This window comes from Methylobacterium sp. WL1, assembly GCF_008000895.1.
GTDB lineage: Bacteria > Pseudomonadota > Alphaproteobacteria > Rhizobiales > Beijerinckiaceae > Methylobacterium.
The window spans coordinates 218,376-238,364 of sequence record NZ_CP042823.1 but is presented as its reverse complement, the minus strand read 5'-3'; the positions used below and the strand labels follow the sequence as shown (position 1 = coordinate 238,364).

Genomic DNA, 19,989 nt, shown 5'->3' with positions numbered 1-19,989 from the left:
GCCGGATGAACCGACCGCCGCGGCGCGATACGAAGAAGGCCGGATGCCCAAGAACGATCCCATCGATTCCGAGCTCGTCCGCGAACTCGCCAACCTCGTCACCGAGACCGGCCTGTCCGAGATCGAGGTCGAGAAGGGAGACCTGCGGATCCGCGTCGTGCGGCGGCTCGAGCCCGTCAACGTCCAGGTAGCGGCTCCCGCACCGGTCGCCGCCGCCGCACCGCCCGTGGCGCCGCCGACGGGGGCCCTGGCTCCGGCGGAGCCGGCCCGGGCGCATCCCGGTTCGGTACCGTCGCCGATGGTCGGGACCGCCTACCTGCGCCCCTCCCCGGAGGCCAAGGCGTTCATCGATATCGGCTCCAAGGTCGAGGTCGGCGACAAGCTGCTCCTCATCGAGGCGATGAAGACCTTCAACGAGATCGTGGCGCCCCGTGCCGGCACGGTGACGGCGATTTTCGTCGAGGACGGCCAGCCGGTCGAGTTCGGCGAGGCCCTCCTGGTCATCGCCTGAGCGACGCGCGGGGCGGCCTGTTCGCTTCGCCGGTCCGTCCGCCTGCTACGAGCAGGCGGCGATGACTTCCGTGTAGGCGGTTCGAGCGTCTTCCGCCGCATCGACCGCCACGTCAGGCCTGGAAAACGGCGCGCAACAAGAGGATAGATCATCCTGCGCGGTCCCGTCGGATCGCCTGGACGCTCTAAGGGTTCGATGTTCGACAAGATCCTGATCGCGAACCGCGGCGAGATCGCCCTGCGCATCCTGCGGGCGGCGAAGGAACTCGGGATCGCCACCGTGGCGGTCCATTCCACCGCCGACGCGGACGCCATGCATGTCCGTCTGGCCGATGAGAGCGTCTGCATCGGGCCGCCCGCCGCCCGGGACAGCTACCTCAACATCCCGTCGATCATCGCGGCCTGCGAGATAACCGGGGCGGACGCGGTGCACCCGGGCTATGGTTTCCTGTCTGAGAACGCCCGGTTCGCCGAGGTTCTGGCGCATCACCAGATCGGCTTCATCGGCCCCAAGGCGCAACACATCCGCACCATGGGCGACAAGATCGAGGCCAAGCGTACGGCCGTGAAGCTCGGCATCCCGTGCGTGCCGGGCTCTGAGGGCGGCGTCGAGGATATCGACGACGCCAAGCGGGTCGCCGCCGAGATCGGCTACCCCGTCCTGGTCAAGGCGGCGGCCGGCGGCGGCGGTCGCGGCATGAAGGTCGCCCGCACCGAGTCCGAGCTGGAGCAGGCGATCGGCATGGCCCGCTCCGAGGCCAAGGCCGCATTCGGCGACGACGCGGTCTACCTGGAGAAGTATCTGGAAAAGCCCCGGCACATCGAGGTGCAGGTGCTCGGCGACGGCCGGGGCGGCGCGGTCCATCTGGCCGAACGCGATTGCTCGCTGCAGCGCCGGCACCAGAAGGTCTGGGAGGAAGGCGGCTCTCCCGCGCTCAACGAATCGATGCGCGCCGAGATCGGCGGCATCTGCGCCAACGCCATGAAGGAGCTGGGCTATCTCGGTGCCGGCACGGTCGAGTTCCTCTACGAGGACGGGCGGTTCTACTTCATCGAAATGAACACCCGCATCCAGGTCGAGCATCCGGTCACCGAGATGATCACCGGGATCGACCTGGTGATCGAACAGATCCAGGTCGCCTCGGGGGGCTCGCTCTCGGTGTCGCAATCCGACATCAAGGTCGAGGGTCACGCCATCGAGTGCCGGATCAACGCCGAGCACCCGGAGACCTTCCGGCCCTCCCCCGGCCAGATCACCCATTACCACACCCCCGGCGGCCTCGGGGTCCGGGTCGATTCCGCGGCGTTCCAGGGCTACCGGATCCCGCCGCATTACGACTCGCTGATCGGCAAGCTGATCGTGCACGGGCGCACCCGCAACGAGTGCCTGATGCGCCTGCGCCGGGCGCTGGACGAGTTCGTGATCGACGGTATCGACACCACCCTGCCGCTGTTCCGCACCCTGGTGCGTAACCCGGACGTCCAGAACGGCCTCTACGACATCCACTGGCTCGAGCATTTCCTCGAAGACGGCGGGATGAAGGTCTGAGCCCGGCCGGGATCGCACCGCCGGCTCGCGGCGATCAGGTCCGATGCCGGCTCTGGCATTTGGATCGGCGCCGCGCGACACTCGTCCCATGCACGATCCGACCCGCGTGGACATCACCCCCGAGATCCTGCTGAAGGCCTACGCGGCGGGCATTTTTCCGATGGCGGAGGATGCGACCGACCCGACCCTCTACTGGGTCGAGCCGCGGGCGCGCGGGGTGCTGCCGCTCGACGGGTTCAGGGTGTCCCGGCGCCTGGCCCGGACCGTGCGGTCCGACCAGTTCGAGGTCCGGTGCGACACGGATTTCGACGGGGTGATCAGTGGCTGCGCCGCGCCCCGCCGAGACAGCGAGAAGACCTGGATCAACGGGCGGATCCGTGAGCTCTACGGCGCGCTGTTCGACCTCGGGCATGTCCATACCGTCGAGGTCTACGCCGGCGCGGACGGGCGCCTGGTGGGCGGCCTCTACGGCGTCTCGCTGGGGGCGGCCTTCTTCGGCGAGAGCATGTTTCACGAGGTGCGCGACGCCTCGAAGGTCGCCCTCGTTCACCTGATGGCCCGACTGCGCGCCGGAGGCTACCGCCTCGCCGACACCCAGTTCGTGACCGATCACCTCACGCAGTTCGGTGCCGAGGAGTTGCCGCGGCACATCTACAAGCGGCGGCTCGCCATTGCCCTCGACGCGGACGCCGACTGGAACGTATGGCCCTGCGACGGGACTGTCCCTGGCGCGCGGGTGCTGGATGCGCTCGGCGTCGGCGCGGGCGACTGAGCTTCAGCGGAACAGCGCGTCGAACAGGTTTTGCGGCTGCGGCGGGGGCGGCGGGGCCGGAGCCGGTCCCTCGTTCGACGGGAAGAACTTTCGCGAGGGTTTCTGGCGCGGCTGCACCGGCACGCCGCGCGGCGCCTCGACATCGACTTGGCCGGCGGCGTTCAGCTGCTGGGCAGTCTTGGTCGAATCCCGGCCCGCGCGCTTCGTCCGCTCCGGCTTGGCCGCCACCGCCGGCACGTCCTCCTGCTCCTTCGCCTCGGCGATCACGTCGCTGCCGCCTTTGCAGTCGACCAGCCAGACATCGTAGATCGGGTGCTCGATGGCGTGCAGGCCGGGGCTCGACGCGAACATCCACCCGGTGAAGATGCGCCGGTACTTGTTGTCGAGGGTGACCTCATCGACTTCGAGGAACGCGGTGGTCTTGGCGCTCTCGGTGGGCGGACGCGTGTAGCAGACCCGCGGGGTCATCTGCAGCGACCCGAACTGCACGGTCTCGTCCACCGCGACCTCGAAGGACACGATGCGGCCCGTGATCTTGTCGAGGCCGGAGAAGACCGCGGTCGGATTCTTGATCTTGTCGGCCGCGGCAGGGCTGGCCCCGAGGGCCAATGCCAGACCGAGGGCCAGGACGGGGCGTGCGAGGGCTTTGGTGCGGCTCAAGGCTCGGACCCCTAATGCATCGTCCCGAAACGGGGTGGCCGACTCTCGGAAGACGACGATGCGGAACAAGGACCCCAGGGCCGCAGCCCGGATCCGGGACGAGGCTCTAGAGGAAGGCCGGTCGCGCCGTCACGGGCGCGGCGGTCGGATCGGGTGGCCTCGCGATGAACACCAGAACGGTGGCGGTAAAAGGGCGCCGCAGCCGCAAGCCTCCTGATCCAGCGTGCAAGCCTACTCGCCGGGCGTCCAGGACACGTAATCGCCGGTCGCGGCCGGACGGGAGCCCCAGGAAAGCTGCGAGCCCTGCGGCCGGTAGGCGTTCGGCGTGCCGGTCTGGTTCTCGACATGTGGCTGCTGCCAGGCGCGCGGCGTATAGGCCTCCTCGCTCGGGGCGAGATCGACGTTGTGGCAGAGCCAGCCGCGCCAGCCGGGCGGCACCTTCGACGCGTCGGCGTAGCCGTTATAGACCACCCAGCGCCGCTCCGAGCCGACCGAGCGGTCGATCAGCGCGCCTTCGGCCTTGTAGTACTTGTTTCCGAAATCATCCTCGCCGACGAAGATGCCGGTGCGGGCGGTCTGGAGCGCGAGCGAGACGGTCTGGCCGTTCCACCACGTGAAGACGCGCAGCAAAGTGTCCTTCAGCGCCATCGCCGGTCCCGGTAGCAAGCCGCGCCGCCGAGGCGCTTCTGGCGCCGTTATGGTGAGCGCGCGCGCCCGAGTCCAGCCATGGGGCCCAACTGTCGCTGCGCCGCAACGCCCACCCCGGACCTCAGTCGGCTATTTACGACCCGCGATAAAGTGCCTCTACTTCAGGGTGTGGATCGAAAATTTTTCCGCCCCGAATCCGGAATGCCAGAAGGGCACTTATCCAGGGCGCTGCGGATATCCACAGGTTTATACAAGCCGGCACAACATCTAGCGGGGAACCGCGCCGGCGCACACTACTTGTTGACGTGAGAGCGATGGCGGCGGTATTGTCCCTTCATCGGTCGCGCCGCCCCCCGTGGTGCGTTTCGGCAGGTTCGACCGTCCTAAAATCATCTTCGCTGAGTCGCCTCGCTTCCGGTTTCCGGGTGCGAGCGAACGCGACCCCCTTATTGGGAATCGACCCCGCGCCCAGCGGGGCCGGGACATCCGTGTCCCGACGGGAGAGGTGTGTCTTATGCGGTTCGAGCGTCGCTACACCACGGCCGGACAGTCGCCCTATACCGGTATTCCGTTCCGCAAGGCCCTGAGCGAAATTCGCAACCCCGATGGCTCGGTGGTGTTCCGCCTCGACGGCATCGACGTTCCGGAGAGCTGGAGCCAGGTCGCGAGCGACGTGCTGGCCCAGAAGTACTTCCGCAAGGCCGGCGTTCCGGCGCGCCTCAGGAAGATCGAGGAAAACGACGTCCCCTCCTTCCTGTGGCGCTCGGTCGCCGACGAGGCCGCCCTGGCCGAGCTCCCCGAGGAGGAGCGGATCGGCTCCGAATCCTCGGCCACGCAGGTGTTCGACCGCCTCGCCGGCTGCTGGACCTACTGGGGCTGGAAGGGCCGCTATTTCTCCTCTGAGGAGGATGCCGCGGCGTTCTTCGACGAGCTGCGTTTCATGCTGGCCAAGCAGATGGTGGCGCCGAACTCGCCGCAGTGGTTCAACACCGGCCTGCACTGGGCCTATGGGATCGACGGCCCGAGCCAGGGCCATTTCTACTGCGACTACCGCACCGGTGAGCTGACCCGCTCGGCGTCGAGCTACGAGCACCCGCAACCGCATGCCTGCTTCATCCAGGGCGTGCAGGACGACCTCGTCAACGACGGTGGCATCATGGACCTGTGGGTCCGTGAGGCACGCCTGTTCAAGTACGGCTCCGGCACCGGCTCGAATTTCTCCGCGCTCCGCGGCGAGAACGAGAAGCTCGGTGGCGGCGGCAAGTCCTCCGGCCTGATGAGCTTCCTCAAGATCGGCGACCGGGCCGCCGGCGCGATCAAGTCGGGCGGCACCACGCGCCGCGCGGCCAAGATGGTGATCGTCGACATCGACCACCCGGATATCGAGGCCTTCATCGACTGGAAGGTCAAGGAAGAGCAGAAGGTCGCCGCTCTGGTGACCGGCTCGAAGGTCGTCTCCAAGCATCTCGGCCTGGTGATGAAGGCCTGCACCCAGTGCGAGGCCGAAGGGGATGCCTGCTTCGATCCGGAGCGCAACCCGGCCCTGAAGCGCGAGATCAAGGCCGCTCGCAAGGCTTCCGTGCCGGACGCCTATATCAAGCGCGTGGTCCAGTTCGCTCGCCAGGGCTTCACCAAGATCGATTTCCCCGTCTACGACACCGATTGGGATTCCGAGGCCTACCTCACGGTCGCCGGCCAGAACTCCAACAACTCCGTCTCGCTGACGGACGATTTCCTGCGGGCGGTCGATGCGGACGCCGACTGGCACCTGACCCAGCGCACCACCGGCAAGGTCGCGAAGACCATCCCGGCCCGCGAGTTGTGGGAAAAGATCGGCGAGGCGGCGTGGGCCTCGGCGGATCCGGGCCTGCACTTCAACACCACGATGAACGACTGGCACACCTGCCCGCAGGGCGGCCGGATCCGGGCCTCGAACCCGTGCTCGGAGTACATGTTCCTGGACGACACCGCCTGCAATCTGGCCTCGGCCAACCTGCTGACGATGTACGACCGGCAGGCCAAGCGCTTCGATGTCGAGGCGTTCGAGCACCTGAACCGCCTCTGGACGGTGGTGCTCGAGATCTCCGTGATGATGGCGCAGTTCCCGTCGAAGGAGATTGCGGAGCTGTCGTTCCGGTACCGGACGCTCGGCCTCGGCTACGCCAACATCGGCGGCCTGCTGATGACCATGGGCCTCCCCTACGACTCCCATGAGGGCCGCGCCCTGGCCGGTGCGCTGACAGCGATCATGACCGGCGTGGCCTATGCCACGTCCGCCGAGATGGCGGCCGAGCTGGGCCCGTTTCAGGCCTACGACGACAACGCCGACGCGATGCTGAAGGTGATCCGCAACCACCGCCGCGCAGCCCACGGCGAGGCGGAGGGCTACGAGTTCCTGAGCATCGCGCCGGTGCCGCTGGACCACGCCAACATCCCGCAGGACAACCTCGGCGCCCATGCCCGCGCGGCTTGGGACCGGGCGCTCCAGCTTGGCGAGACCCACGGCTACCGCAACGCCCAGACGACCGTCATCGCGCCAACGGGCACGATCGGCCTCGTGATGGATTGCGACACCACCGGCATCGAGCCCGATTTCGCCCTGGTTAAGTTCAAGAAACTCGCCGGCGGCGGTTACTTCAAGATCATCAACCAGGCAGCGCCGGATGCGCTGCGGGCGCTGGGCTACCGCGAATCCGAGATCGCCGAGATCGAGGCCTACGCAGTGGGCCACGGCTCCATGGGCCAGGCCCCCGCGATCAACCCGACGACCCTCCGGGCCAAGGGCTTCACCGACGACAAGATCTCCGCGATCGAGAAGGGCCTGAAGTCGGCCTTCGACATCAAGTTCGTGTTCAACCGCTGGACGCTGGGCGACGAGTTCCTGATCCACACCCTCAAGGTCCCGGCCGAGAAGCTCTCGGACCCGACCTTCGAACTGCTGCCGTTCCTCGGCTTCACCAAGAAGGACATCGAAGTCGCCAACACCCATATCTGTGGGGCGATGACGCTCGAAGGGGCGCCGGGCCTCAAGCGTGAGCACTACCCGGTGTTCGACTGCGCCAACCCGTGCGGCCGCATCGGCAAGCGCTACCTGTCCGTGGAGAGCCACATCCGCATGATGGCGGCGGCCCAGCCGTTCATCTCGGGGGCGATCTCCAAGACGATCAACATGCCCAACGACGCCACGGTCGAGGATTGCAAGGCGGCCTACCGCCTGTCGTGGACCCTGGCGCTGAAGGCGAACGCCCTCTACCGCGACGGCTCGAAGCTGTCGCAGCCGCTCAACGCCGCCCTCATCGTCGACGAGGACGACGAGGCGGATGACGCCCTGGAGACGCTGATCCAGGCCCCCGCCGCCGCCAAGGCCGCTCAGATCGCCGAGAAGATCGTCGAGCGGGTGATCGAGCGGGTCGAGCACATCCGGTCCCGCGAGAAGCTGCCGGCCCGGCGCAAGGGCTACACGCAGAAGGCGGTTGTCGGCGGGCACAAGGTCTACTTGCGCACCGGCGAGTACGACGATGGCCGCCTCGGCGAGATATTCATCGACATGCACAAGGAGGGCGCGACCTTCCGGAGCCTGATGAACAACTTCGCCATCGCGATCTCGCTCGGGCTCCAGTACGGCGTGCCGCTGGAGGAGTATGTCGAAGCGTTCACCTTCACCCGGTTTGAGCCGGCCGGCTTCGTTCAGGGCAACGACGCGATCAAGAACGCGACCTCGCTCCTCGACTACGTGTTCCGCGAGCTGGCCGTGTCCTATCTCGGTCGCGCCGACCTTGCCCATGTCAGCCCAGCCGAGATCGGCGGCACGGTGCTCGGCGGCGGCGAGGCCGGCGACACCACGCGCGACGGGTCCAAGCCTGCACCGGCCTCCTCGGTCGTATCGCGCGGCCTGCTGCGCGGCTCGGCCGACCGCCTCACCCTGATCCAAGGCGGCCCGGCCGGCGGCACGGTCGGCGTCGGTGCCGGAAGTACCGGCCAGACCTCTCCGGCCGGCGGGACCGTCCATGCGATCCATGGCACCTCGGCACTCAAATCCGAGCCGGGGGTGGCCCGGCAGACCGAGACGATCGCCGACACGCTCCCCTTCACCAAAGTGGAACGTACCGTCGCCGACCGGCGGGCCGAGGCGAAGATGAAGGGCTACGTCGGCGAGGCATGCCCGGAATGCGCCAACTTCACGCTGGTCCGCAACGGCACCTGCCTGAAGTGCGACACCTGCGGGTCCACGACCGGTTGCTCGTAAGCGCCGCGGTTGGATTTCCGCGAACTGGCGATTTCCATCGCTGATATCCGACGCGTGATAGGCGGCGGCGAAGCTTAGATTGGCCTGGTGTTCGAAAGCGTGACGGATCTAACCATCCGGGTGGCTGAACTGTTAGCCACCCGGATCGTTTTTGCGAAAAAGTGCGTGTTCGGTCGCGCGGAGTGCTTCGTCGCCCTGGCTCAAACCTCAGCCTGTCCCGCCGTGGCCTTTCGGTCGTAGCAAGCGGAAATACGGGTTCTGACGCGCGCGGGCCGCGGATCGGCCGTTGTCCGCGCCACCACCAGGACTGGCGGGGAGGCGATCAACCGACTCCAATCGCTCCGATTCACCCTCAGAGGTGAACGACCAAGCGTGTTCTGCGCGATCTTTCCGACCTTAAGACGTGCCTGACCCGCATGCGCATGCGCGCCCCCGTCGATCCCATCGATTGGCGCCGGACGCTGGAACGGGTCGGTCGCTCTCAGTTGAGGCCGAGCTGCGACTTGCTCGTGAGCCGACCATTGCGGAAGGACAGGTTCAGGTTGGCGCCGGTGCGGCCGGTTCCACGCCAGGAATACGTCGCCCGCTGAACGGTGCCGATCTCCATGTGGGTCACTCGACGGCCCGGGCAGCCGAGGATTTTCACCGCCTGATCGTAGTGCGTCCCCTGCTTCAGCGACGCGTAGGCGTCGCGGGTGACCCGGCACTCGGCCGTGCGCGCAGTCGCGGGCAGGCTGCCAACGATCAATAGTAGGCTTGCGAGGGCCAAGTGAAGCTTCGACATGCAGAACTCGTCCCGTGACGACAGAATCTCGACGTGGCGCGAAAATGGACCGCGTGGCCAGCTAGGCTTACCCGGGCTCGCCTGAGGCGGCCGCGTCCCCGTGTCCGGGCTTCCGGTCGGGTTCGACCTCCCCCGCCGACTGGGCGACGACTTTCAAGTCTTGCCGCATCTCCTGCAGGTGATCGACGACCACCTGGTCGCCATCCGCGAGCCCGTCCAGGATCGCCGTGTTCTCGCCGTAGGTGTCTCCCGTCGTCACGGGCTTCTGCTGAATCTTACCGCCCGCGTCGACCGTGTAGACGATCTGTTGGGCCAGCTGCGAGTCGAGGGCGGCGGTCGGCACCAGCAGCCTTTCCTTCGTGCCCGTCCGGATACTGGCGCGGACGAACTGGCCCGGCAGGAAGCGCTCGTCGTCGTTCGGCATCAGAGCCCGGACGAGGCGGCGCGCCGTCCGGGGATCGAACCGGTTGTCGAGCTGGTAAATCTTGGCCTCACGCACTGGCTTCCCGTCCTCGCCGAGGACCGACACGGTGACGCCCCCATCCCGCATCGCCGCCCGGACCGCTTCTGAATCCTCCGAGGACAGGGCCATCTGGATGTCGATGGGATCGAGCTGGACCACGGAGACCAACTGGGTCTGGTTCTCGATGACGAGATCGCCCGGGTTGATGGTGGACAGGCTGGCGCGCCCGTCGAAGGGGGCGTTCACGACCGCGTAATCCAGATTGAGGTTCTGCCGGGCGATGGCGGCCTCCGCCCCCTGGACCTGTGCGACCGCCGAGGTCCGGTTCGCCTGGAGCTGCTGAAACCGCTGCTCGGTGGCGTAGCCCTTGTCGGCGAGCGTCTCAGTGCGGTCCACCTCCGCCTGGGCGAAGGTGAGCTGGGCCTGGGCCTGGGCCTGCTGCGACTTGGCGGTCTGCAGCGCCACCTCGAAGGGCCTCGGATCAATATGGAAGAGCACCTGCCCTTTCTTGACGTGGCCCCCCGGCTCGAACGGGCGCTCCGTCACGTTGCCGGTCACCCGCGCCTGCAACGTGGCATCCTGCTGGGAAATGATCGTTCCGGTATACGTGAAGGCGATCGGGACCTTCACCTTGCGCACGGTGATGACCCGGACGTCCAGCGGCGGCTCGGCCGGTTCGGTCGCCGTGTCGCCGCCGGTGAACGGGAGCGCCGCGACCATCCGCTCCGGCGTGGGACGCCCTGCCGCGTACCAGCCCCCTGCGCCCGCCAGGACGATCAGCCCGCCCCACACCAACCTTGACTGCTGTCCGCACCACTGACGCTCCCAAGACCCGAGGCTCGGCCCTCCGCGATAGCGAGCGCCCGGCGGCAGAGGAACACGCTCATCGGCCAGACGTTGCAACGCGGCCTCCACGTCGGCGGCGCACGACCGGAAGTCACGATCCCGCATGTTCGCCCGCTTCGTCGATCGGCCGGTCCTGGCCGGCGTCATCTCCGTACTGATCACGCTGATCGGCGCGGTCGCCGGCCTGACCTTGCCGATCGCTCAGTTTCCCGAGATCGCCCCACCGATTATCAACATCCAGGCGACCTATCCGGGGGCCAGCGCCCAGCAGGCCTACGAGGCCATCGCGATCCCATTGGAGCAGGAGATCAACGGCGCTCAGAACCTGCTCTACATCAACTCGACCAGCAACACCGACGGCAGCGTCAGCATGGACGCGACCTTCGAGGTCGGCTCGGACCTCGATGCCGCGGCCGCCGAAGTGCTGACCCGCGCCAACCGGGCGGAGGCCAAGCTTCCGCCCTCGGTCAACGCCCAAGGTTTGGAGATCACGAAGAGCTCACGCCAGCGGCTCGGCAACATCGTCCTCTACGCTGAGGACGGGGCGCCCTACGACGAGCTGTTCCTGGCCAACTGGGCCGAGACGCAGGTGATCAAGCCGCTGCGCCGGGTCCAGGGTATGGGCCGCATCGTCAACTTTTCCAACAAGCGCTACGCCATGCGGATCTGGCTCGATCCGTTGAAGATGGAGGCCCTCGGCATCAGCCCGGGCACGGTCACGACCGCCATCACGCAGCAGAACGCGCAGATCACCACGGGCACGCTCGGCAAACCGCCGGTCGATCAGGCGACCGCCTTCGAGCTGCAACTCGTGACCCAGGGGCGCATGAGAAAGCCCGAGGAATTCGGCAACATCCTTCTGCGTGCGAACCCGGACGGCTCCGTGGTCCGCATCCGCGACGTGGCACGGGTCGAGCTCGGCTCCGAACAATACGGCGTCCGCTCGAGCTTCGACGGGGCAGCCTCGGCCACGCTCGGGCTCTATCAGAATCCGGACGCCAACGCGGTTCAGGTGATGGACGGCGCCCGTGCCACGATGGTGGACCTCGCCAAGCGCTTCCCGCCGGGCCTCAAATACAAGATCGCACTCGACCGTACGGAATTCGTCAAGGAGGCGATCTTCGAGGTCGTGCGTACCCTGTTCGAGGCGCTCGTCCTGGTGGTGATCGTCACCTACCTGTTCCTCCAGAACTGGCGGGCGACCCTGATCCCGGCCATCGCGGTGCCGGTGGCGCTGGTCGGGACCTTCGGGCCGATGGCCCTGCTCGGCTTCTCGTTCAACACGTTGAGCCTGCTCGGCATGGTGCTGGCCGTGGGTCTCGTGGTCGATGATGCGATCATCGTGGTCGAGAACACCGAGCGCCTGATGGACGAGGGCATGGCCCCCCCAGCCGCTTCGCGGGAGGCCGTGACCGAGGTTGCCGGCCCCGTCATCGCCACCACCCTGGTCCTGGCCGCCCTGTTCGTACCGGTGGCCTTCATCCCCGGCCTCACCGGCAAGCTGTACAACCAGTTCGCGCTGACCATCGCCATCTCGGTGATGATCTCGGCGGTGGTTTCGCTGACTCTGACCCCGGCCCTGTGTGGGCTGATCCTCAAGCACCGTGAGGCGGACGCCAAGGATGAGAGCCGCTGGCGGGCACCCCTGCGCTGGTTCAACGCCGGTCTGGAGGGCGCGAGCCGCCGCCTCGTGGCTGCGATCGGCTGGCTGACCGGCCACATCGCCCTCGTCGCCATCGTGTTCGTGCTCTTCGCCGCCGTGACCGTGTGGATGACGATGCAGCGGCCCTCCGGCTTCGTGCCGGACGAGGACCAGGGCTACTTCTTCGCCGACGTGGTCTTGCCGAAGGGCGCCTCCGTGGCCCGCACCGATAAGATGGTCGACCGTGTCGGCGAAGCCCTGCGCGAGATCCCGAGCGTGGAGCACACGATCGGGGTGACCGGCCGCAGCATCCTCGCGGACGCGATCGCGCCGTTCTACGGGTTCCAGATCCCGACGCTGAAGCCCTGGGGCGAGCGCAACCAGAGCGTCACCGATGTCATCGCCACGGTGCAGAAGCGCTTCAAGCACGACCCCGATGGTCAGATCCGGGTGGTGAACCCCTCGCCCCTCCCCGGGCTCGGCTCGCGCAGCGGCCTTACCCTGGAACTGCAGGACCGCAGCGGTTCCGGTGGGCTCAAGCTCGCGGAGGCTGCACAACGCTTCATCGCTGAGATGGAGAAGCTGCCCTCGGTCGGCCGTGCGATCCCCACGACCAGCTACGGCGTCCCGCAGATGCGCCTGGAGATCGACCGAGCCAAGGCCGAGCAGCTCGGTGTGCCGCTCCAGAACCTGTTCGACGCGCTGGGGACCTATGTCGGCTCGAGCTTCGTCAACCTATTCAACCGCTTCGGCTACGTCTATCAGGTCTACGTGCAGAGCGAGGCCTCGGGCCGCCGGACGATCGAGGATGTCGAGGCGCTCACCGTGCTCAACAACCGCGGCGAGCCTGTCCGCGTCGGTTCGCTGATCCAGACGCACTTCGTCACCGGCCCGACCGCTGTCCTGTCCTACAACACCTATCCCACCATCGAGATCGCCGTGGACACCGCGGCCAACGCCAGTTCAGGCACCGCCATCGCGGCGATCGAAGCCCTGGCCGATTCCAAGCTGCCGTCCACCTACGCGGTGGAATGGACCGACGTCGCCTACCAGGAGAAGATCGCCGGCGGCTACGCGCCTCTGATCTTCGGCCTCGGCACGCTGATGATCTTCCTGCTGCTGGCCGGGCAGTACGAGTCCCTGCGCCTGCCCTTCGTGATCCTGCTCGGCACGCCGATCGCGATCTTCGGCGCGGTGGGCTTCCTGGCCATCCGGGGGCTCGCCCTCGACATCTTCGGGCAGGTCGGTCTCCTGCTCCTGGTCGGGCTGGCGGCCAAGAACTCGATCCTGCTCGTGGCGTTCGCGGAGGATCTGCGCAAGCAGGGCGAGGACGTGCTCAAGGCCGCCCAGGATGCAGCGCGCCTGCGCATGCGCCCGATCCTGATGACCTCATTCGCGTTCATCATGGGCTCGGTGCCGCTTGCCATCGCCAGCGGCGCCGGGGCCAACGCCCGGGTCTCGATGGGCACCGTGGTGATCGGCGGCCTCTTGGTGGCGACCTTCATCACCCTGTTCGTGACGCCGACCTTTTACGTCGCCTTCGAGCGCCTCCTGGGTAAGCCTGCCGCTTTCCGGGAGCACGACGACCGCTCCGCACCTCAGCCCGCCGAGTGACCCGGCGGTTCGGACAACCGACGCGGCCGCCTCAGGTTCGACCGTTCGGCGGATCGATGCGCCCCCGGCGTCTTGAGAGCCGCGTCGCATCCGATCGATAGCGCGCGAATCGGATCCCGAGCCTGTCAGGTCCCGGGTCGGCGCCTCCGGCGGCCTTGTCGCACCGACCTCCCTGTGTGACGGATCAAATCCGGTCGCGGTTCGTCTGTCTGGCGGACCGATCTTTGACGAGGGAAGACCTGTGAGCGTTGGATTGATCGCCCTGCTGGACGATGTCGCGTTCATGGTCAGGGCGGCGGCGGCATCCCTCGACGACGTAGCGGGGCAGGCCGCGAGGGCCGGAACGAAGGCGGCCGGCGTCGTCATCGACGATGCCGCGGTCACGCCGCGCTACGTCGTCGGCTTCGCGGCAGAACGCGAGCTGCCGATCGTCGGCAAGATCGCCCTGGGATCGCTCCGGAACAAGCTCCTGTTCCTGTTGCCCGGTGCCCTCGCACTCAGTGCCTTCGCGCCTTGGGCGATCACGCCGCTCCTGATGCTGGGCGGCGCGTATCTCTGCTACGAGGGCACCGAGAAGGTCTACGAGGCCCTCTTTCCTCATCATGCGCACGGCCACGACGCGGAAGGCCCGGGCGACGCAGGGAGCGACCAGGCCCGGGAAGACAGCCGCGTCGCGAGCGCGATCAAGACCGACTTCATCCTGTCGGCCGAGATCATGGCCATCACCCTGGCCGCGCTGCCGGAGGGCACCTTCTGGATGCGGGCGGCCGTCCTGGCCATCGTCGCTCTCGGCATCACCGTGGGGGTCTACGGCGTGGTGGCGCTCATCGTGAAGGCCGACGACGCAGGCCTTGCCCTCGCTGGCAGCGCGGCGGGACCGCCGTTCGGAAGTCTCGTCCGTGGTCTCGGACGCGGGGTAGTTTATGGCATGCCGATCCTGCTCAAGATCCTTGCCGTCGTCGGCACGGCGGCGATGATCTGGGTCGGTGGCGGGATCCTGATGCACGGGATGGAGGCCTACGGCCTGTCGGCCCCGGCACACACCGCGCATCAGGCCGCGGTCGGCGCAGCCTCATCCGTCCCGTTCGCCGCGGGCATCGTCGAATGGCTCGTTACCGCGATGGCGTCGGGCCTGATCGGGTTGGCGGTCGGCGGATTGTTGATCCCGCTCACGGGCTTCGTGCTGGCACCGGCGTGGCGGACACTGTCGGGCGTGTGGAGGCGGGGCGTTTGACGCTGAAGTTTTAGTCCGTCGCCGAAGATCTCAGAGGACAATCGACTATAGCTCATGCCCTCGAACCGGCGAGTCGCCGCGCGCCGCAAAGATCTTCCGTAAAGCTCGATTTGCGACTCTATTATATCCGTCCTCGATTGCTGTAATGTGTGCTGAGCGGTCGACGGATATCGCTATCGAGGGGTTGCAAGCAGCGTTTGCCGGCCCAGCAGTTGGCCACCACCGGGCGCATCTCGGTCGGTACCGCGTTCAGGCTGGGATCCGCGTGCCGTCCCAGGCGAAGACGCCTCCGGTGTCCTTTGCCGCGAGGCTATCGAGCACGCGGAGGAGATGAGCCGCGCTCACGTCGGGCTGAACGACGCCGTGGGCGTTGGGATCCGACCGAAAAGGCCGCGACAACTCGGAAGCGACCGTCCCCGGATGCAGGCCGACGACGAGTGCCTCCGGCCGGGTGCGAGCCACTTCGATCGCAAGCGTCCGCAGGATCTGGTTCAACGCCGCTTTCGACGCGCGGTAGGAGTACCAGCCGCCCAAACGGTTGTCCTCGATGGATCCGACCCGCGCCGACAAGGCCGCAAACACGCAGCGTCCCCGGCGCGCCAGCAAAGGCACGAAATGCTTCGCCACGAGCGCCGGGCCGATCGTGTTGACCGAAAAGACGGTCGCCATCGCGGCGGGATCGAGCGCCTTGAATGTTTTCTCAGGCAAAACGCCGTCTTGATGAAGGAGTCCGGTTGCGACGATGACCAAGCCGACAGGTCCGGCCGCACCGATGCTTTCCGCAGCCGCAGCGATCGTGGCCTCGTCACCGAGGTCGATCGCAACGGTGCGGACGCCATTCGGTGCTAACGGCTTCGAGCGGGAGAGCGCGAAGACCGAGCCGTAGGCTTGGTTCGCCGCGAGGGCGCACACGAGAGCCTGGCCTATCCCTCCCGAGGCACCGATGACGACCGCGCTCGTCGAGGCGGAAGCCGTCATCGCGCAGATCCGCCACCGTTCGCGGAGGGGCGATCCAGCTTGCGGAAGATCAGGCTGAGATTGTTGGCGGGCATCGCGACGCGCTCAGAGAGACGGAAGCCGTGCCTGTCGGCGGCAGCTGCAACAGCCTCGATGTCACGCACACCCCAAGAGGGGTTCCGCATGCGCAAGCTCTCGTCGAAGGCGGCGTTGCTCGGCGCGGTGTGGGCATCATTCTCCCGAAACGGGCCATAGAGATAGAGGATTCCACCCGCAGGTAGCGTCGCGCCCGCACCGGCCATCAGCCCGATGGTCGCGTCCCAGGGCGCGATATGGATCATGTTGATCGCGACGATCGCGTCGGCCTTGGCTATCGGCCATGGCTGCCGGGCCGCGTCGAGCGCCATCGGGGACCGGAGGTTCGAGAGTCCCGAAGCAAACGCATGGGCGACGATGCTGCGCCGCGCCGCCTCGTCCGGATCACTGGGCTGCCAGTCGAGGGTGGGCATCGCACGAGCGAAGTGAACGGCGTGCTCGCCCGATCCGCTTGCGATCTCCAGAACGAGGCCGCTCGGCGGAACAACGCGCTTCAGGACTTCGACGATCGATGGGGCATTGCGCTCGAAGGCGGGCGAGAACAGCGCATCTGACATCGGGAACTTCAAGCGACGATCCAACGGGGCCACATCTCGTTCCACGGCAGCATGGCTGTTTTTGGCGGCTCGCGCACGGTCTTCGATGACGCGCATGGGCGTCTGAGTGGCGGGCCACTCCACGAGCCCCGCAGCGCGGCCGCCGATGCTTCAAACGCGCGAACTTCGGTGCCCTCCGCCAGGGTGGGCGCATCCTCCCCTTCGTTCCCGATCCCGCGTTCCGGCCGTCGATCTTCGGATGCCCGCGAGACATTTGTAAGGCCAGCAGGCCGCCGAACGTACTCGCACGTGCCGATCCGCGCCGCGTTGTCGAGCCGAAACGCGTCACAGCCGGCCGCGCAAGGAGGCAGATCCGGGCTGATTCAAGACGTCCGAACGGAACGGGTTGGCCGTTCCTGCGCTGGACCACCACCGTCCCTAAACGTACATCGCCGCCGCCGACGAGCTTGCGGATTGCGTTCCAGGGCCGGCGGCCCCTCGAAACCGAGCCGTGTCCAGAATATCTCTTCGCGCTTGTGACACCTGGCCCAGGCCGGCAGCAAGGTGAAGGCCGCGCGGTCCGCGGTCCTGTAGTAATCAAACCGGACCTCTACGCGACCTTGTTGCGACGCGACGACGTATTCGCCGATATGGGCGACACGGCCTTGGCATGGTCGGCAGCCGCCCGGAGGGCCGCCACCATCGCGTCCGCCTGTTCGTCGAGGACCGTTACATCGCCGCCGGCGCGGGCACTGCGCCACCCGATGAGAAGGCACGCAAGCCCGGTCGCGACGCTGGCGACTAGCGGCGCCGTGAGGAGCGCCGCCAGGGGGCTCAGCGGCGCGAGGACGATGGCCGTCACCAGACCGCTACCGATCGCGGCCGCTATCAAGAGAATCATCGGAGGCTCGCCCGACATGCGCGGCAGACCACCTCCACCGACCGTCCATTAACCACTATGGCGAAACCGTTAACGAGTGGTTAACGACAAGATCTGCAGCGAAAAGATGCTTTAGATCCTTCTCTATGGCCAAGGTTCGATCAGCATCGAGCGCCTGAGATTGACCGACGCAGGGGGCGGGTCGCCGGTCATTCCATCAGGTCGGTCAGGGCGCCGATCTCATCCGAGCTTTTCCAAACGGTCTCGCACCCGATCACCTTCTCGGTGGCATCGAATATCAGTGTGAACTTGTCCGGGATGCGCTCCGTACCGTCGAGCCGGACCCGAACGCCCCATTTCGAGATGTCATGGATCACGCAGGGAATTGCCGCCTCATCGGGCACGGTGATGCGTCCCATCATATTGATGGAGACACGACGAGCCGATCTTTGATTGTCCATGGGATCACTCAACGCAGGGCCACGTCCAGTATAGGCCCAGGATCCTTCGCGGGCGGTTCGCCATTTACATCAAATTCGACTTATTCGGGTCGGCTGCGGACGATCGACGCGGTGACAGCCTCGCCAATTGAGCATAGCATCGAGATGATTTCTGGCTGTGCGCATCATGGAGGCAGATGTTCGTCCCTCCCGATCAGCGATCTGTCCCGCCCCGGTGGGAGCCGCCGCGCAAACCCTCACGGGATGCGAAGCGGGCCGAGAACGCTGCCGTCACGCTCATCATCCTGATCTCGATCCTCGGCTTGTTCGCGCCGATTGCGGGCGGGACGCTGATCGCCGTGGTCGCCGCCGTGATCAAATACCTCTCTCCGCACTGAGCCCGATGAAATCCAGTGCCACGGCTGAAGAACGGGACCGATCTGGTCCGAGCCGTAGCGGCGACTGCATGCCGGCACGGCCGGACGGGTTCAAGAATTCGTCCGGCAGGGCGCGCTGACCTTAGCCTGTGCCGGTTTCGGCTCCGCCCGGTGGCCCCGGCACGGTGCCCGCTTCGCCCTGCCCTCCATCCGGTTGCGTATGGATGGCCCGCGACATGATCAGGCCTGGTCGCGGACATCCGTCGCGACCGTAACGTTGACCCGATCGTCGGATTCGGCCGCGTTCGTCGAGAGCCGCAAGGCTGCGCCGCGTCACGCCGCCCGTAGCTCTCCGCGGCTGCAACGCTCAGTTGCAGCCGGCTCTGGGGGGCGTCAGGGGGAAGACGGTGGAGGCCACCATCGACGGTCCGTCATCCGCGCTACCGTCGCCGCTGCGCAGGCGCGAGAAGAACGACTCGGCACCAGGTTTCGATCAGGTCTCGTCACCGGTCGGCGTCAAAAGCGCGTGGCCCTATCGGCTCGCACGAGACGAACAGGCTCGCAAACCAAAACAGCGTCATAGCCGCAATCGCTGCCGCCGTTCCGACCAATGGGCTGACGAGCAGCGCAGCCAGCACGCCGTGTTTCCACATCAGGGTGAGTGCGATGAGCCAGCCGAGGCTCGCCGCGACCGTCACGCGGAAGATGCAGCATTCGGATGCCTGCATGGGGATCTCCTTCCATGTTGCAACTAGTACGTGCAATCATGGATCCCTCACTCAATGTGTTGGAATACTGAGGCGTGGGCGTCTCGCGAACGCTGTGATCATCCTGTCACATCGACCCAAGCGGCCCGGGCATCATCTCGCCCCCTGGCGCCATCGAGGCCTGAGACACCTTCAGGCGCGGCACCCCCGGCGGCCGTCCCTGCGAATGCGCCAACCGCCGTCGCTGGACGCGCTGTCAGGCGCGTAAATAGGACGGCGCAATGCGATCTCGATCGCATGGTCCTGCGGTGATAGCACCGTCGAACAGGGGTCCGACGTCTTCGCGGCTCGTTCTGCCGCGGCGCTCGAATATTGCGGTGTGGCGGCCGTGATCGGGGCCATCCCTTCGCGTTTCGGGGGCGTCCTAAGGGTCACTCGACGGATCGCCTCGTCGCGGCTCCGTTCTGAGGAACCTGGCCCACTGGGCAGGCCCCATGGCTGAGGGGACGACTACTCGCTCCCGGAAACAAATATCGAGCGGTCGACGGTTCCGTTAAACGCACCTTTACCCTGCTAAAGCCCCCATGAAACGCAGTGTGGCCCGGCCTCGTACTAAGTGAATGATCGACGTGCCTATCGTACCGGCCGAGCCGATGTCCCAGAGCGAGGACGCGCTCACCCACATGTCGCAGGCCGCCTTCGTGGCAGCGTGGCAAATCTTTGTGGGAGAACCACCGGCCATGATGCTGGACAGCCGATCCGCGATGATCCGGCTTCTGGTCGAGAGCACGCCGGCAGCGCAGCTGGAACAGCTTAGCGAACCCGCGCAAAGCCACCCGACGGGTCATAAGGCGTCGGTGCGCGCAATCCCGTGACACGCGCGTGGAGCCCGGCTGGCAAGGCCGAGCCGAAGGATGTCTCGCATCAGCGCGTCCAATGATGCTGCACGAGTGCGGGGCACTCAAGGCCCAGAAATAGGCAAAGCCCGCCCGGGTGTTCCCGTAGCGGGCCTAATGCGAGCGCGTCGG

At 66.7% G+C, this 19,989-nt stretch carries 17 protein-coding genes; 8 read left to right on the top strand and 9 right to left on the bottom strand.

The genetic code is table 11. The annotated features are described in order from the left end of the window. Positions 1 to 43 precede the first annotated feature (43 nt). The 3 genes from accB to aat all read left to right on the top strand — a co-directional run bounded on the left by accB (position 44) and on the right by aat (position 2,831). The gene (gene accB / locus FVA80_RS01365; protein WP_147906144.1) at positions 44 to 511 is read left to right on the top strand and encodes an acetyl-CoA carboxylase biotin carboxyl carrier protein; all 468 of its coding nucleotides are present in this window, start codon (positions 44 to 46) and stop codon (positions 509 to 511) included. A 195-nt stretch (positions 512 to 706) separates the two neighbouring features. Then, positions 707 to 2,059, top strand: a complete 1,353-nt coding sequence (gene accC / locus FVA80_RS01360; RefSeq protein ID WP_147906145.1) for an acetyl-CoA carboxylase biotin carboxylase subunit — start codon at positions 707 to 709, stop codon at positions 2,057 to 2,059. 88 nt (positions 2,060 to 2,147) lie between these two features. Further along, the gene (gene aat, locus FVA80_RS01355; RefSeq protein ID WP_147906146.1) at positions 2,148 to 2,831 is read left to right on the top strand and encodes a leucyl/phenylalanyl-tRNA--protein transferase; all 684 of its coding nucleotides are present in this window, start codon (positions 2,148 to 2,150) and stop codon (positions 2,829 to 2,831) included. A gap of 3 nt (positions 2,832 to 2,834) precedes the next feature. Here aat and FVA80_RS01350 read toward each other — a convergent pair whose 3' ends face one another. Together FVA80_RS01350 and FVA80_RS01345 are read right to left on the bottom strand one after the other, a co-directional pair. After that, on the bottom strand, positions 2,835 to 3,491 hold the full coding sequence (locus tag FVA80_RS01350) for a DUF2155 domain-containing protein (RefSeq protein ID WP_147906147.1): 657 nt from the start codon (positions 3,489 to 3,491) through the stop codon (positions 2,835 to 2,837). Positions 3,492 to 3,722: 231 nt separating this feature from the next. Beyond that, positions 3,723 to 4,139, bottom strand: coding sequence for an NADH:ubiquinone oxidoreductase subunit NDUFA12 (locus tag FVA80_RS01345; RefSeq protein ID WP_147906148.1), 417 nt, complete (start codon positions 4,137 to 4,139; stop codon positions 3,723 to 3,725). Between the two features lie 514 nt (positions 4,140 to 4,653). On the opposite strand from FVA80_RS01345, the gene FVA80_RS01340 reads away from it, so the two are divergent. Next, the gene (locus FVA80_RS01340; protein WP_147906149.1) at positions 4,654 to 8,385 is read left to right on the top strand and encodes a vitamin B12-dependent ribonucleotide reductase; all 3,732 of its coding nucleotides are present in this window, start codon (positions 4,654 to 4,656) and stop codon (positions 8,383 to 8,385) included. Between the two features lie 481 nt (positions 8,386 to 8,866). Here FVA80_RS01340 and FVA80_RS01335 read toward each other — a convergent pair whose 3' ends face one another. Continuing rightward, positions 8,867 to 9,169, bottom strand: a complete 303-nt coding sequence (locus FVA80_RS01335; protein WP_147906150.1) for a DUF3862 domain-containing protein — start codon at positions 9,167 to 9,169, stop codon at positions 8,867 to 8,869. Between the two features lie 67 nt (positions 9,170 to 9,236). After that, the gene (locus FVA80_RS01330; RefSeq protein WP_246692225.1) at positions 9,237 to 10,427 is read right to left on the bottom strand and encodes an efflux RND transporter periplasmic adaptor subunit; all 1,191 of its coding nucleotides are present in this window, start codon (positions 10,425 to 10,427) and stop codon (positions 9,237 to 9,239) included. Between the two features lie 154 nt (positions 10,428 to 10,581). On the opposite strand from FVA80_RS01330, the gene FVA80_RS01325 reads away from it, so the two are divergent. Next, the gene (locus tag FVA80_RS01325) at positions 10,582 to 13,734 is read left to right on the top strand and encodes an efflux RND transporter permease subunit (RefSeq protein WP_147908555.1); all 3,153 of its coding nucleotides are present in this window, start codon (positions 10,582 to 10,584) and stop codon (positions 13,732 to 13,734) included. A gap of 241 nt (positions 13,735 to 13,975) precedes the next feature. Further along, positions 13,976 to 14,968 carry a DUF808 domain-containing protein gene (locus FVA80_RS01320; protein WP_147908554.1) on the top strand — a complete coding sequence of 331 codons (993 nt, stop codon included), beginning with the start codon at positions 13,976 to 13,978 and terminating at the stop codon, positions 14,966 to 14,968. A 249-nt stretch (positions 14,969 to 15,217) separates the two neighbouring features. On the opposite strand, the gene FVA80_RS01315 is transcribed toward FVA80_RS01320, so the two are convergent. The 4 genes from FVA80_RS01315 to FVA80_RS01300 form a co-directional block, all read right to left on the bottom strand. Beyond that, the gene (locus FVA80_RS01315) at positions 15,218 to 15,946 is read right to left on the bottom strand and encodes an SDR family NAD(P)-dependent oxidoreductase (protein WP_147908553.1); all 729 of its coding nucleotides are present in this window, start codon (positions 15,944 to 15,946) and stop codon (positions 15,218 to 15,220) included. Then, positions 15,943 to 16,578, bottom strand: a complete 636-nt coding sequence (locus tag FVA80_RS01310) for a DUF938 domain-containing protein (protein ID WP_147908560.1) — start codon at positions 16,576 to 16,578, stop codon at positions 15,943 to 15,945. The genes FVA80_RS01315 and FVA80_RS01310 overlap by 4 nt, the downstream gene beginning before the upstream one ends. A 589-nt stretch (positions 16,579 to 17,167) precedes the next feature. Then, positions 17,168 to 17,458 carry a hypothetical protein gene (locus tag FVA80_RS01305; protein WP_147908552.1) on the bottom strand — a complete coding sequence of 97 codons (291 nt, stop codon included), beginning with the start codon at positions 17,456 to 17,458 and terminating at the stop codon, positions 17,168 to 17,170. Positions 17,459 to 17,646: 188 nt separating this feature from the next. Then, a complete protein-coding gene (locus tag FVA80_RS01300) occupies positions 17,647 to 17,898 on the bottom strand; it encodes a PilZ domain-containing protein (protein ID WP_147908551.1) in 252 nt (83 codons plus the stop codon). Between the two features lie 176 nt (positions 17,899 to 18,074). Between FVA80_RS01300 and FVA80_RS01295 the strand changes: the two genes are divergently transcribed. After that, positions 18,075 to 18,275, top strand: a complete 201-nt coding sequence (locus tag FVA80_RS01295) for a hypothetical protein (protein WP_147908550.1) — start codon at positions 18,075 to 18,077, stop codon at positions 18,273 to 18,275. 482 nt (positions 18,276 to 18,757) lie between these two features. On the opposite strand, the gene FVA80_RS01290 is transcribed toward FVA80_RS01295, so the two are convergent. Next, a complete protein-coding gene (locus FVA80_RS01290) occupies positions 18,758 to 18,982 on the bottom strand; it encodes a hypothetical protein (protein ID WP_147908549.1) in 225 nt (74 codons plus the stop codon). Positions 18,983 to 19,581: 599 nt separating this feature from the next. Here FVA80_RS01290 and FVA80_RS01285 point away from each other — a divergent pair. Beyond that, positions 19,582 to 19,836, top strand: a complete 255-nt coding sequence (locus FVA80_RS01285; RefSeq protein WP_147908548.1) for a hypothetical protein — start codon at positions 19,582 to 19,584, stop codon at positions 19,834 to 19,836. Positions 19,837 to 19,989: the final 153 nt, after the last annotated feature.